This window comes from Pedobacter immunditicola (assembly GCF_037482985.1).
In the GTDB taxonomy this organism is placed as follows: Bacteria; Bacteroidota; Bacteroidia; order Sphingobacteriales; family Sphingobacteriaceae; genus Pedobacter; species Pedobacter immunditicola.
Genome location: NZ_JBBHKC010000004.1, coordinates 365,759 through 379,041, shown reverse-complemented (window position 1 = coordinate 379,041; position 13,283 = coordinate 365,759). Strand labels below are relative to the sequence as shown.

The following is a 13,283-nucleotide window of genomic DNA, read 5'->3' as shown; positions in this document are numbered from 1 at the left end:
AGATCCATTCAATTATTGTACATATCATCGGTTGAGAAACAGGAAGATAATGTATAAGAAGCAAAAAGGGAAAGGGTTCAGTAATTTGGATTACAATAGCGCGGCGGTTTTCTTAAAATCAGAAAAGCTCATTCCTGTTGCGCTTTTGAAGTATTTACTAAAATGGGCTAAGTCATCAAAGCCGAGGCTATAGGCAATTTCCTTCATGCTGAGGTCCAGGTATAAAATATGACGTTTAGCTTCTAAGATGACCCGTCTTTTGATATGATCACTGACAGAAAATCCAGATACCTTTTTTACGATCTCATTCAGGTAGTTTGGGGTTACTGAAAGTTCGGCAGCATAATCTGACACCATCTTTTTAGACACAAAATTGTTTTCTAATGAGGTGATAAAATTCTTTACCAATTCCACGTTCCGGCTATGGTGTTCATTATCATCTGTCTTTTTAAACTGCCGCGTAAGGTAAATCATGAATATTTTTAAGTATTCGCGGATGATCTCTGACCGCAATAGGTAATAGTTTTTAAACTCCTTCTCTATCTTCTGAACTACAGCTTCCATTTCTTCTGCCATTTCTGGTGTTACTGAAATGATTGGTGAGTGTGTGAAATTATAAAAAAGACCGGTGTTAAAAATCAGATCAAAATTCGCTTCATTAAGGCATAAAAAATCAGCGGTAAAGGATATCACATATCCTTCCGTCTGTTCATTTGCTTTTAGAAGATGTACTTGCCCCGGAGATATGCAGTAAGCGGTATGGTTCGTTATTTCATATTTGTCGAAATCAATGTAATGAAGCCCTGAGCCATTCTGAACCCAAACGATCACAAAATAATTATGCTTGTGCGGAGTTGAATTTTGCTGATGTCTGTTTTGATCGATCCATTTCATCGTATGAATCTCAAATGGAACATCTATTTCAGACTGATTAATATTTAGAACTGGGTAGCTAATAGACATATGATATGATGATATTCATAAAACCCTTTTTTTTAAATATACAAATCATACCATAACGGTACAAGATGTTTAAATTTTCGCTACCGCTAATCTTAGGTGTGAGCGCTTAAGAACGGTGTATAGAAGGGTATCAACTAAGTAGTCCCAACTTTTGGGTTGGGACTACACTAGAAAGTTCAAGAATTGAACTAATTAAAAAGCGATATACTAAGCAGTCGCTTTTTTGAAACGTTCAGCAACAGCATCCCAATTAACTACATTCCAGAATGCAGCAATATAATCAGGGCGTCTGTTTTGATATTTTAAATAGTAAGCATGTTCCCAAACATCCATTCCTAAAACCGGTGTTCCTTGCACTTCTGCAACGTTCATTAAAGGGTTATCCTGATTTGGCGTAGATGAAACGACTAACTTGTTGTCAGCACCAACACTTAACCAAGCCCAGCCTGAACCAAAGCGGGTTGCACCAGCTTCAGCAAACTTAGTTTTGAAATCTGCGAAAGAACCGAAAGCAGCATTGATTGCTTCTGCTAATTCACCTGTAGGCTCACCACCTTTGTTTGGACCAATTACTTCCCAGAATAGAGAGTGGTTGAAATGACCGCCACCATTATTTCTAACCGCAGCAGGAAATTGATCTATATTTTTGATAATCTCTTCCAAACCTTGTGTAGCCTCTGGCTTGCCTTCTAAGGCTTTGTTGAGGTTGGTTACATAGGCCTGGTGATGTTTACCGTGGTGGATTTCCATGGTTTGTTTATCAATATGCGGTTCAAGTGCATCTGTTGCGTAAGGTAACGCAGGTAATTCAAAAGCCATAATGTTATGATTTAAGTTTTAAATAATTATTAGACAAATATAACATTCACAAGTTAACTTTTGTTCAAATCTATGTAAGTTTACCGGCGTTTGGCGGCGAAAAACCGCGTCATCAAGGCCCCACATTCCTGTGCCAGAACACCTTGCTTTAAAATAGTTTTCGGATGCAGCAAATGTACTCCCTTACTGATAAACCCCCTTTTTTCTTCCCTTGCGCCGAAAACGATCCTGCTAATCTGCATCCAGTAGCTGGCACCAGCACACATCACACATGGCTCAATGGTTACATATAAGGTACAATCTTTAAGGTATTTACCACCGAGCGTCTGACTGGCAGCTGTAAATGCCTGCATCTCCGCGTGGGCAGTTACATCATTTAACTGTTCGGTCAAATTGTAACCCCTGCCAACGATCTTGCCTTTACAGACCACAATGGCCCCAATTGGTATTTCATCTGCATCAAAAGCTTTCTGCGCTTCCTGCAAAGCCAGGCGCATATAATGCTCATCCTCTTGCTGTGGATCTTTCTCCCCCGTAAAATTAAAATACATTTAAGCTAATTTACTGCCGTTGGGCACCTGCCGTTCCAGCGTTGTTAATACAATATCACCATTCTCATCCGCGAATCCAGTCACCAGAAACTCCGACATAAATTTACCGATTTGCTTCTTCGGAAAGTTCAACACGCCTACTATTTGTTTTCCCACCAGCGTTTCGGCACAGTAATGCTTCGTGATTTGTGCAGAACTCCACTTTATTCCAAACTCTCCAAAATCAACTTTCAGTTGATAAGCTGGTTTTCTGGCTTCTGGAAAATCCAATACTTCCAGAACGGTCCCTGCACGAAGCTCTACCTTCTCAAAGTCGTTCCAGTTAATTTCTTCCATCTTGGTAAAAATACTGCTCTTTTTTTAACTTTGCCCCATGATTGAAGTAATCCTCAAAAAAGGTAAGGAAAAAGCGGCCTTGCAACGCCACCCCTGGATCTTTTCAGGCGCAATAGACAAGGTTAAGGGAAGTCCTTTAAACGGGGAAGTGGTAGTGGTCAGGGCAGCCGACAAAGAATTTCTGGCTTATGGCTATTACAATGCTCAATCTAGGGTGGCTGTAAGGTTATTGGAATGGGATGAAAGCATCACTATTGATAAAGCCTGGTATCAGCAAAAACTGCAGCATGCCATCGCCGCCCGCCAGCCTGTTTTACAGGACCAGCAGACGAATACCTGCCGATTGGTGTTCAGTGAGGCTGATTTCTTGCCGGGACTCATTGTAGACCAATATGCTAATTTCTTATCCCTGCAAATTTTAAGTGCAGGCATGGAAACCGTTAAGCAGGATATCATTGATATTTTAAAAGAAGAATTAAAGCCTGCAGGTATTTTTGATAAAAGTGACGCCAATGCCCGTACGCATGAGAACCTGGAAATAGCCCAGGGCCTGCTTTGGGGAGAGATGCCGCCGGAGTTTATTGAAGTTAAAGAGAATGGTATCCTTTACCATATCAATATCGCTGAAGGTCAAAAGTCGGGATTCTATTGCGACCAGCGGGATAACCGCCGAATTTTAGCAGAATATGTGAAGGATAAACATGTATTGGACTGCTTTAGCTATAGCGGAGGTTTTTCGCTTAACAGCTTAAGTAAAGGTGCCAGTCATGTAACGAGTGTAGACAGCTCGGCCCTTGCCCTGCAAACACTGCAACATAACGTAGTTTTAAACGGTTATGATGAAAGTCAGCAGACCAGCATACAGTCTGACGTCAACAAACAACTGCGTCAGTTTAAAGAAGAGGGTAAAAAGTTCGACGTCATTGTTTTGGATCCCCCTAAATATGCACCTTCAAGATCTGCGTTAGACCGTGCTGCACGTGCTTACAAAGACCTGAACCGCCACGCCATGTACCTGCTGGAAAGTGGAGGCTTACTGGCAACGTTTTCCTGCTCTGGAGCGGTAGACATAGATACTTTTAAGCAAATCATTGCCTGGGCTGCTTTAGACGCCGGTAGGGAGGTGCAGATCATTAAGCAGTTCAACCAGCCTGAAGACCACCCTATCCGTGTTTCCTTTACTGAAGGTGAATATTTAAAGGGCTTATTACTGCGGGTCCTTTAGCGAGAGCGCCCCTAAAGGTTACTGTCCTCTGAAGGGAGCTGATCATACTCTCCTTTCAATGCATAATACCCGAAAATAACCAGTCCTGCGCTAATCGGAATAAAGATAAACAGGATAATGCCCCATTGCAGGGCTGTATTTGTCTTATCTGCGCCTGCCGCAGCAAGGCCGGTTTTTTCGTAAGCCTGCATAAACAGGAAGATGACTGATGCCGGGCCGAGCAGGATCCAAAATAGGCCCAATGCCTTTTTTAATTTGTTCATGATGCTTTAGTTTTGTTCCTGATATTTTATTTGTCCTGCTCCCTGATGATGATCCTCTTGATCCTCGCCATGGTCAGGCTTTTTGTTGGATAAGTAAACTGCTCCGATAACGAATCCTACGGCTGCGATGCCAATTGGATACCATAAACCCGACAAGGGATCAGCACCAGCGAAACTGGCAATGAGCGTCGCAATAAAGGGCACCAATCCGCCAAACACCCCGTTACCCACATGGTAAGGCAGTGACATGGAGGTATACCTGATTTTTGTTGGAAATAATTCTACCAAAAACGCTGCAATGGGTCCATAAACCATTGTTACCAGGAGGATCTGGAAGAAGATCAGCGCCACAAATTTCCAAAAGACACCTGCGCTTAGTATTTTATCTTTATAGACCTCAGGCGCTTCAACAATCGCCTTTGCGGGGTCAGCGAATTTAGTGTAAGAGGCTACTTTGGTAAACGACATCCCGCTTAACAAAGTTACCCTCGAGGTGGTGGTCACCAGACTGTCGGCACTGTTGCTGATGGCACTGCGAACAATAACTGGGCTGCTCTCCTCACTAATATCTTGCTGGGTCACCGTAGTAACATTCGTATCGTCTAAAAAAACCTGGTAAATGGGCCTGTAAAAGATCACGCCAAGCAGCATCCCGGTGAGCATGATCCATTTTCGGCCAATGCGGTCGCTCCAGGAACCAAATATCACAAAGAAAGGAGTGGCAAAAGCAATGCCCCATAAAAGGATATAACGTGAATCATTGAAATCGACCTTGCAGGTGTTCTCGAGAAACGACTGTGCGTAGAATTGCCCTGTATACCAGATGACGCCCTGCCCCATGGTGGCGCCAAATAAAGCAAGGAGCACCATTTTGAAGTTCCCTTTTTTGCTGAAACTTTCTTTCAACGGGTTTTTAGAGACATTCCCTTCAGCTTTAAGTTTAGTGAACATTGGCGATTCGTGCATCTTTAACCTGATGTAGATAGAAACACCTACCAACAGAATAGAAAGCAGAAAAGGGATTCTCCAGCCCCATGATGCGAAATCCTCTGCACCCAGCAGGTTTTTAGTCACCACTATAACCCCTAATGAAAGAAATAGTCCACCGGTTGCCGTGGTCTGGATCCAACTGGTAAAGAACCCACGTTTGTTGACCGGCGCATGCTCTGCAACATAAGTAGCAGCCCCGCCATATTCGCCTCCAAGGGCTAATCCCTGTACTAAACGCAGGATTAACACCAAAATGGGCGCTGCATAGCCGATACTTGAATATGATGGAATTAAGCCAATTAAAAAGGTAGAACCGCCCATTAACATCAGCGTCAGTAAAAAAGTATGCTTCCGGCCGATTAAATCACCCAGGCGGCCAAAAACCAAGGCTCCAAAAGGCCGCACGATAAAGCCGGCTGCAAAAATGGCCAGGGTATTGATCAATGCGGAGGCTCCTGCATCTGCCGGAAACAATTGTGATCCAATGATGGTTGCCAGACTGCCGAAGATATAGAAATCATACCATTCAATTAATGTCCCCAGGGAGGACGCGCCAATAACTTTAAAGATGCTGTTCGGTTTAGGTTCAGTACTCATGTATTGTAAATAGATATTTGGTTACAAAAATAAATTTACAATTAATTACGACTTTACAACTCTTCTTTGAAATAAACTTTGTAAAAATTCATCACACGGTCGTCATCGTAGCCCTTTTCTATCAGTTCTTTATTTCCATGGATATAAATATGGAAGTTTTTGTCCAGCTTAATAATGCTTTTAAATGCTTTTGCTTGTTTCTTAACCGCAGCATCTGAAATATCAAAGCTATCTGCAATGCTGGTATCAAATTCTTCTTCATAGCTTTTCTTGTAGCTCTTGAATGATTCGATCCCTTCGGCATTAGCAATCACTTCGTTAGCGAATTCATCTATATCAAAGCTGTCTTTTTCCTTGAAATACTTCATCGACTTATTCAGCAGGTCTATTTTATCTGCTTTTGAAATCTCAAAGTCTTCCTCCAGTTTCTCCGTGACGAAACTTTTGTAAACGCCCAGAACGTTATTGGTTTGGTTATAATTGTCATTCCTGATCTTAAGTTTCAGGAACTCATCCTTCCAGTAAACCGCCTCGGTACTGCGGTTCGTTTGGTCGATCACAGCCACTTTGTACCCTTCTTCTTTGTCGGTGTTGATAATCAGACAACCTTTGTCCAATTTACTGATATTGATGGCCTGCTGCTCGTAGCTCAGGTTAAACCCGCTGTTTTCAGGATATACTTTCAGGTAGGTTTCCTTAGTTTCAGATTTAAAGATGCCGATTGCATCATGTACTTCTCCCTCGATCTGAATGTTTTCGAAATAGGCAACATATAACTCCCCTGATTTTATTTTCGGGTGATTTGATACTTCGTATAGGTATTTAGCCAGCTGCTGGGAATTTTCATGAAAGCTTTCTCCTTTTTCAAAGATCGCTTCTGCGAAATGATAAACTACATTGAGGTTCAGGTCGTCGTTAGGATGAAAGAAACGGTAAATCTCGTTAACTTTTGCATAAGGTCCGAGGAAATACTGCAACAGGAGTTCTTTCAGTTGTTCGTCCTGGATAACAAGAGATTCATCGGATAAGACATAAAGCTCATCTTCAGCTTTATTACCGATTCTGTGTATGGAGAGTTCAGCCAGTGAGGCTTCAAAAAATGAAATCATAAAGTACTTTTGCCTTAAATTGAAGGCAAAAGTACTTTTACTAATTGAATAGCACCAATTTATTAATCGATATTTTCTCTCGGCGTATCTCTCAATTCAACCGGCTTCCGGGTATTCTTTTTCATTTTCAGGTTCAGCATTTCTACTAAAATAGAGAATGCCATTGCGAAATAGATATATCCTTTTGGAATATGCTGATCAAAGCCTTCTGCTAATAAAGAAACACCGATTAATAGTAAGAATGACAAGGCCAGCATTTTAACAGTTGGGTGCTGGTTTACAAAATTACTAATGGCATTCGCAGACAACATCATAATCACTACGGAAATAATTACGGCTGCAATCATGATTTCAACATGGTCGGCCATTCCTACAGCTGTGATTACAGAGTCTAACGAGAAGACAATGTCTAACAACAAGATTTGAAAAATGACACCACCAAAAGTATGCACTTTAGGGTTTCCTGATGCATCTTCTTCACCTTCTAACTTAAGGTGAATTTCATGGGTCGCTTTATAAATCAGGAATAAACCTCCAAGGAGAAGAATCAAATCTCTTCCGGAAATTCCTAACTTGCTTAACCAATCCGAGTCACTGATATTAAACCAGCTGCCGATATTAAACAGTTCTGAGGTTAATTGCATTACCCAGCTTAATGAAAGTAATAGCAATACTCTGGTGATCATGGCAAGCGCCAAACCAAGTTTACGGGCTTTCTTTTGTTGATCTTGTGGCAGTTTGGAAGAAAGTATTGAAATAAAGATAATGTTATCTATCCCTAATACGATTTCCAGTAGCGTTAAGGTAAGCAGGGAGATCCAGGCTTCAGGGGTGGTGAATATTTCCATATGTAATTTTTTCTTGGCGTTAAAGATATAAAAAAGCGAACCAAACTTTTAATGCCTTGCATGGATATGGGAATAAAATCAATATTTTTGCCACTTAATTAATACAAAAATGCTAAGAACAACTACTTGCGGCGCTTTAACGATTAAAAATCTTGGAGAAAATGTAATACTCTGTGGCTGGGTGCAAAAATCCAGGGACCTGGGCGGAATGACTTTTATCGACATCCGTGACCGTTATGGAATTACTCAATTGGTTTTTAATATGGATGATAACCGGGAGTTGTGTGAAGCTGCAAGGAAACTGGGCCGTGAATTTGTCATTAAGGCCTCAGGAATTGTAGTAGAGCGTACCAATAAGAATCCAAAAATGCTTACCGGTGATGTAGAAATAAAAATTACCGCGCTGGAAGTGCTGAACCCTGCCAAGCTTCCTCCCTTTTTAATTGAGGATGAAACTGATGGTGGTGATGACCTGCGCATGAAATATCGTTACCTTGACCTGCGTCGTACCCCTGTTAGAAATAACATGATCCTGCGCCACCGCATGGCTCAGGCAGTACGCCGTTACCTTGATGGGTTAGACTTTATTGAAGTGGAAACGCCGGTATTAATAAAATCTACACCAGAAGGCGCCAGGGATTTCGTGGTTCCAAGCAGAATGAATGCCGGTGAATTCTACGCGCTGCCTCAATCTCCACAGACTTTTAAGCAGTTATTGATGGTTTCTGGTTTTGACCGTTACTTTCAAATCGTTAAATGTTTCAGGGATGAGGATTTACGTGCCGACCGACAGCCGGAATTTACGCAAATAGACTGCGAAATGTCTTTTATTGAACAGGAAGATATCCTGAATACTTTTGAGGGCCTGATACGCACCTTATTCAAGGAGATTAAAGGCTTTGATTTACCGGAAGTACCAAGGATGCAATATGCGGACGCCATGCGTTTATATGGCTCGGACAAGCCTGATACACGTTTCGACATGCAGTTTGTGGAAATGAACGACCTTGTTAAGGGTTATAATTTCCCGGTGTTTGAAAATGCGGAACTGGTGATCGGCATCAATGCTAAAGCTTGTGCCAGCTACACGCGTAAACAGGTAGATGAACTAACTGATTTCATCAAAAGACCGCAGATAGGTGCAACAGGACTTATTTATTGCAGACATAACGAGGATGGCTCATTGAAATCATCCGTTGATAAGTTTTATACTGAAGAGGTACTAAAGAAATGGTCCATGGCCTTAAATTCTCAACCTGGAGATTTAATGCTGATCATGGCAGGTAATACTGACAAAGTGCGCAAGCAACTAAGCGAACTTCGCCTTGAAATGGGCAACAGGTTGGGCTTACGTGACAAAAACACTTTCAGTGCACTGTGGGTACTTGATTTTCCTCTTCTAGAGTGGGATGAAGAATCAGCGCGTTACCACGCCATGCACCATCCATTTACATCTCCTAAACCGGAGGATATCGCTTTACTGGACACCAATCCGGGTGAAGTAAGGGCAAATGCTTATGATATGGTGATAAACGGGACTGAAATTGGCGGTGGTTCTATCCGTATCCACGAGCGGACTTTACAGGCACTCATGTTTAAGCATTTAGGATTTTCGCCGGAAGAAGCACAGAAACAATTTGGCTTCTTGATGGATGCCTTCGAATTTGGTGCCCCTCCACATGGTGGTATTGCCTTTGGTTTTGACCGCCTGTGCTCTATTTTTGCAGGACTGGACAGCATCAGGGATGTGATTGCCTTCCCTAAGAATAATTCTGGAAGAGATGTCATGATTGACAGTCCATCAACCATTGATCAAAAGCAATTAAACGAACTGAAAATAAAAACCATCCTATAACAATTTGTTATAGGGCAGAACCAAAAGCGGCCGGTCATATTCAATGACCGGCCGCTTTTGGTTGTTAATTCCTGAACTTAATAAGTTTCACTATCAGGCGGAATGCCATAATCAACCTGCATTCCTGACTTGGTGGTTTTTTTCGGTTTGTTAATCCAATTTTTAACAGAACTAACGAAAGTAGCGATATGCTCTGCATCAAGACTTTTACCAATCTTGCTGGTTGCTAAACCGACCAAAGCCTTAGTCATAAAACCAGAGCCTCTAAAAAGGGTGGTATTCATGATAACAGGTAAAACAAACGCCATCAGTTTACTGCTGAAATTCGTTTTTTCATCCGCCTTTAATATATTATTCGGCGTGATGTATTTTCTGATCAGCGCCGAAGGCGCATATTGCTTAAAATACATCTTCGTGTTCTCTTTCAAGAGTTCCCCTTGTACCGTGTATCCGGTTTTCAAGGTGAAGATTTGCGCCTGAAGTTCTTCCAGGGTGTTGATATTATACCTTTTCTTCATCTTCCTTGTCGGCTAGTTTAGTAAAATATTTCCTTATGGCGATATTGATAATAGCCTTCTCGATATATTTTTCTTTAGTAAAAAAGACGACGAGGGCAATTAACAGATAAATTAAAGCAACACAACCAAACCCCGCGGTGAAACTGCCGAAAATATCAGATAAAAACAATGCAAGGGTCACTGATCCGAATAAAAAAGCCAACACAAAACAGACGGTCACAGTGGCCATGGTCACTATATCTGCGAAAGCTTTCGACATCTTCTCTACCATGGATAGGCGCAAATACTCTACCCGGGTTTCTAAATACTCCTTAGTGTCCGTTAGGATATCTTCAATGTTCTTTTCTTTATTTTCCTGCATTGTAATTTAAATTAGGCAAGTTGATTAAGCATGCTCGGTATCGTCAATAAATTCAGGTTCCTGGTTTACTTTATTTTTAACCGAACTCACTACTTTATCTTTAAGATTAGCAAGGTTGTTAATCTCATCTGCTGCTCTGTCTTTAATGGAATCACTTAAATCTTTGATAGACTGACTTAACCTGTCACGTGTATCGGTTCCTTTTTCTGGTGCAAACAACAACCCCAATGCTGCGCCTGCAGCTAAACCGGCTAAAAGCCCAATTAACACTTTTGAATTATCATTCATAACTTTAAAATTTATAAAATATTAGATAAATAAAATTGAATCCGTTTGCCTACTTAAAACTCTTCCTCGCTGGAAATTGTTTTAATTCTTTCTAATCTTTCTGAAGCCATTGAGCTTGTTTCATATATTCTGATCAATAAAATGAAATAAGACAACAGTAATGGCCCAAAAACCAGCCCTAAGATCCCGAACAAGGGTATACCAATAACTACGCCAATTACAGTAATAATTGGATGAATGTTTCCAACTTTTTTGGCAATGATGAGGCGAAGAACGTTGTCAATGTTAATAAGCACAACGAAACCGATGAGCAACATTGCCCAGCCTGCAAAACTATTTCCATTGGCAATTTGCAGCAGTGCAGCGGGCACAAATATAATAGGAGGCCCTAAAACAGGCACGAAACTAATAAAAGCGGTGATTACGCCCCAAAAAAGAGGGTCGTTGTAACCTAAAAAATAAAACGACAAGCCCAGCAATGAACCTTGAACTAAGGCAATAAAACCTTGTCCAACCACATTTGCATAAGTGGTGTTGCGCATTTCTTCTGCAAATCGATTTGCATTTTGTTCCCTGAAAGGGGCATATTTGACAAGCGCCTGTTCAAAAGCCTTATTCTCCACCAACATGAAGTATAATAAAAAATACATTAAAAGCAGCCCGAAAACAACATTAAAGGCTCCTGATATTAATGAAGGGAATAATTCTGTTGCCCATGTCCCCATTTTATCCAAACCTTCTTCAATGAGTTTTTGCACGTCACCACTTACCGGGAGCAGGTGTTTTATTTTGTATATTAAGTCTGTGTAATAACCCTCGTCACTTTGTAATTCATTGATCTTGGCGATGACCATACTGCTAAGGAAATAAAAAGGTATCACCAGCACGAGCACAGAGGTGAATAACAAAAAAATTGCAGCAAAAGGGCGGTTCCATTGCTTCACTTCTGACAAATAAAGATAGCTGGGCCGAAGAAGCGTATAAAGGACAAGCGTACTTAATATCGATCCAAATACACCTTGTATAGAGTAGGCGATTAAACAACCCATGGCGATAATAATCACCAGGTTGATGTTATTTCGTTGCTTATAAGAAAATAGAGACATTGTTGTAGTTTTAATTGTCCAGATTAACTGCTTTCATTTTGTTATAAAGCGTTTTTCTGTCAATGTTTAATATTTTAGCTGCTTTGGTTTTATTAAAATGCACTTCCTGCAAAACCTTGATAATCGCCTTGTATTCAGCCTCTAAAGCAGCATTCTTTAAATCCTTGGGCCTTTGCAGAATATTGGAAAACTCCATGCCGGGGATTTTTGCGTAGGCTGAAATCTCGAGAGGCAGCGAATTTAGCTGGATCACCTGATGTTCAGTGAGCAAAGTTGCCCGTCTGACCACATTTTTTAATTCCCGGACGTTTCCCGGCCAGCTATAAGTAAAGAAACAATTTTCTACTTCTTTAGAAAAACCTAAGACATTTTTATTCAGCTCCTTGTTTGCTAGTTCCAGAAAAGTCGTCGCAAATACGAGGATATCATTTCCACGGTGCTTTAAGGAAGGTAAACTGATGGAGAACTCGTTGAAACGATGGTACAGATCTTCCCTGAAACGGCCGTTCTGCATGGCATTGATCAGGTTTTCGTTAGTTGCGACAATAATTCTTACATCAAGGTCAATCTCTTTCGTGCTACCAAGTCTTTTCACTTTCCGCTCTTGTACGGTCCGCAAAAGTGTCGCCTGGATTTCATAAGAGAGGTTACCTACTTCGTCTAGGAATAAGGTGCCACCATTGGCCATCTCAAAGTGACCAATTTTAGTGCTTAAAGCACCCGTAAAGGCTCCTTTCTCATGACCAAAAAATTCAGAGCCGGCAAGTTCCTTGGTCAGCGACCCACAGTCCATGGCCACGAAAGGCTTGTCCTTCCTCAAGCTGTTCAGGTGGATGGCTTTTGCTACAGATTCCTTTCCTGTACCACTTTCACCCGTTAGTATCACACTGTAATTGGTAGGAGAAACCAGTTTAATCTGCTTCAGCAAATCTTTCGATGCTGCGCTTTGTCCGATGATAAAGTTATCGGCAGAAAGATAAATCTGCCGACTGGCCTTATCTTTGGCCTCAAGTCCATCCATATCAGCTTCATACAGGGCGGCTTGAATCTCAATGGCCTTTCTGATGGTGTTTAAAATTTCATCTGGATAAAGTGGCTTGGTGATATAATCAAAAGCACCTAATTTGATCAGCTCTACCGCAAGCTTGATATCCGAATATCCCGTGATAATGATCACCCCCGTTTTGGGATAGTTTTCTTTGATCTTGATCAGGATCTCCCTGCCGTCTGTATCATCTAAACGGTAATCACATAATACAAGGTCAAAGAATTCCTGCGACAAAGCTTCCATTGCTTTCATTCCGGTAGTTGCCGTTTTGACCAAAAAACCGTTCTTAGTTAAGAACCTGGACAGCATAATGCCTATATTCAGCTCATCATCAACAATAAGTATATTTCTCATACTAGCACTCAAACAGAATCTTTTTTTACAACGAGTTAAATATAGAATAAAA

At 41.2% G+C, this 13,283-nt stretch carries 15 protein-coding genes; 2 read left to right on the top strand and 13 right to left on the bottom strand.

Annotation, left to right across the window (positions count from 1 at the left end; translation table 11 throughout):
- Window positions 1-90: 90 nt before the first annotated feature.
- From WG905_RS09085 to WG905_RS09070, 4 genes are all read right to left on the bottom strand, one after another.
- The gene (locus tag WG905_RS09085) at window positions 91-963 is read right to left on the bottom strand and encodes a helix-turn-helix domain-containing protein (RefSeq protein ID WP_339591400.1); all 873 of its coding nucleotides are present in this window, start codon (window positions 961-963) and stop codon (window positions 91-93) included.
- 207 nt (window positions 964-1,170) lie between these two features.
- Window positions 1,171-1,782, bottom strand: a complete 612-nt coding sequence (locus tag WG905_RS09080) for a superoxide dismutase (protein WP_339591399.1) — start codon at window positions 1,780-1,782, stop codon at window positions 1,171-1,173.
- A gap of 80 nt (window positions 1,783-1,862) precedes the next feature.
- Window positions 1,863-2,333: a nucleoside deaminase gene (locus WG905_RS09075; protein ID WP_339591398.1), complete on the bottom strand. Its 471-nt coding sequence runs from the start codon at window positions 2,331-2,333 to the stop codon at window positions 1,863-1,865.
- The gene (locus tag WG905_RS09070) at window positions 2,334-2,669 is read right to left on the bottom strand and encodes a tRNA-binding protein (RefSeq protein ID WP_339591397.1); all 336 of its coding nucleotides are present in this window, start codon (window positions 2,667-2,669) and stop codon (window positions 2,334-2,336) included. It lies immediately after the preceding gene.
- Between the two features lie 37 nt (window positions 2,670-2,706).
- Here WG905_RS09070 and WG905_RS09065 point away from each other — a divergent pair, with 37 nt between their 5' ends.
- Entirely contained in the window at window positions 2,707-3,894 is a 1,188-nt protein-coding gene (locus WG905_RS09065; RefSeq protein ID WP_339591396.1) for a class I SAM-dependent rRNA methyltransferase, read from the top strand.
- Window positions 3,895-3,905: 11 nt separating this feature from the next.
- Here WG905_RS09065 and WG905_RS09060 read toward each other — a convergent pair whose 3' ends face one another.
- From WG905_RS09060 to WG905_RS09045, 4 genes are all read right to left on the bottom strand, one after another.
- Window positions 3,906-4,157, bottom strand: coding sequence for a DUF6814 family protein (locus WG905_RS09060; protein ID WP_339591395.1), 252 nt, complete (start codon window positions 4,155-4,157; stop codon window positions 3,906-3,908).
- Between the two features lie 6 nt (window positions 4,158-4,163).
- Entirely contained in the window at window positions 4,164-5,744 is a 1,581-nt protein-coding gene (locus WG905_RS09055) for an MFS transporter (RefSeq protein WP_339591394.1), read from the bottom strand.
- Window positions 5,745-5,797: 53 nt separating this feature from the next.
- The gene (locus WG905_RS09050) at window positions 5,798-6,853 is read right to left on the bottom strand and encodes a nucleoid-associated protein (RefSeq protein WP_339591393.1); all 1,056 of its coding nucleotides are present in this window, start codon (window positions 6,851-6,853) and stop codon (window positions 5,798-5,800) included.
- Window positions 6,854-6,915: 62 nt separating this feature from the next.
- Window positions 6,916-7,701, bottom strand: coding sequence for a TerC family protein (locus WG905_RS09045; protein ID WP_339591392.1), 786 nt, complete (start codon window positions 7,699-7,701; stop codon window positions 6,916-6,918).
- A gap of 109 nt (window positions 7,702-7,810) precedes the next feature.
- Between WG905_RS09045 and aspS the strand changes: the two genes are divergently transcribed.
- Window positions 7,811-9,556 carry an aspartate--tRNA ligase gene (aspS, locus tag WG905_RS09040; protein ID WP_339591391.1) on the top strand — a complete coding sequence of 582 codons (1,746 nt, stop codon included), beginning with the start codon at window positions 7,811-7,813 and terminating at the stop codon, window positions 9,554-9,556.
- 77 nt (window positions 9,557-9,633) lie between these two features.
- On the opposite strand, the gene WG905_RS09035 is transcribed toward aspS, so the two are convergent.
- From WG905_RS09035 to WG905_RS09015, 5 genes are read right to left on the bottom strand one after another with little or no spacing between them, the layout of a single operon-like run.
- Complete coding sequence (locus WG905_RS09035) at window positions 9,634-10,074, bottom strand: hypothetical protein (RefSeq protein WP_339591390.1); 441 nt, start codon at window positions 10,072-10,074, stop codon at window positions 9,634-9,636.
- Window positions 10,058-10,435, bottom strand: a complete 378-nt coding sequence (locus tag WG905_RS09030; RefSeq protein WP_339591389.1) for a phage holin family protein — start codon at window positions 10,433-10,435, stop codon at window positions 10,058-10,060. The genes WG905_RS09035 and WG905_RS09030 overlap by 17 nt, the downstream gene beginning before the upstream one ends.
- A gap of 24 nt (window positions 10,436-10,459) precedes the next feature.
- Window positions 10,460-10,723, bottom strand: coding sequence for a YtxH domain-containing protein (locus tag WG905_RS09025; RefSeq protein ID WP_339591388.1), 264 nt, complete (start codon window positions 10,721-10,723; stop codon window positions 10,460-10,462).
- 53 nt (window positions 10,724-10,776) lie between these two features.
- Window positions 10,777-11,829: an AI-2E family transporter gene (locus WG905_RS09020; protein WP_339591387.1), complete on the bottom strand. Its 1,053-nt coding sequence runs from the start codon at window positions 11,827-11,829 to the stop codon at window positions 10,777-10,779.
- A gap of 10 nt (window positions 11,830-11,839) precedes the next feature.
- Window positions 11,840-13,231, bottom strand: coding sequence for a sigma-54-dependent transcriptional regulator (locus tag WG905_RS09015; protein WP_339591386.1), 1,392 nt, complete (start codon window positions 13,229-13,231; stop codon window positions 11,840-11,842).
- Between the last annotated feature and the right edge of the window lie 52 nt (window positions 13,232-13,283).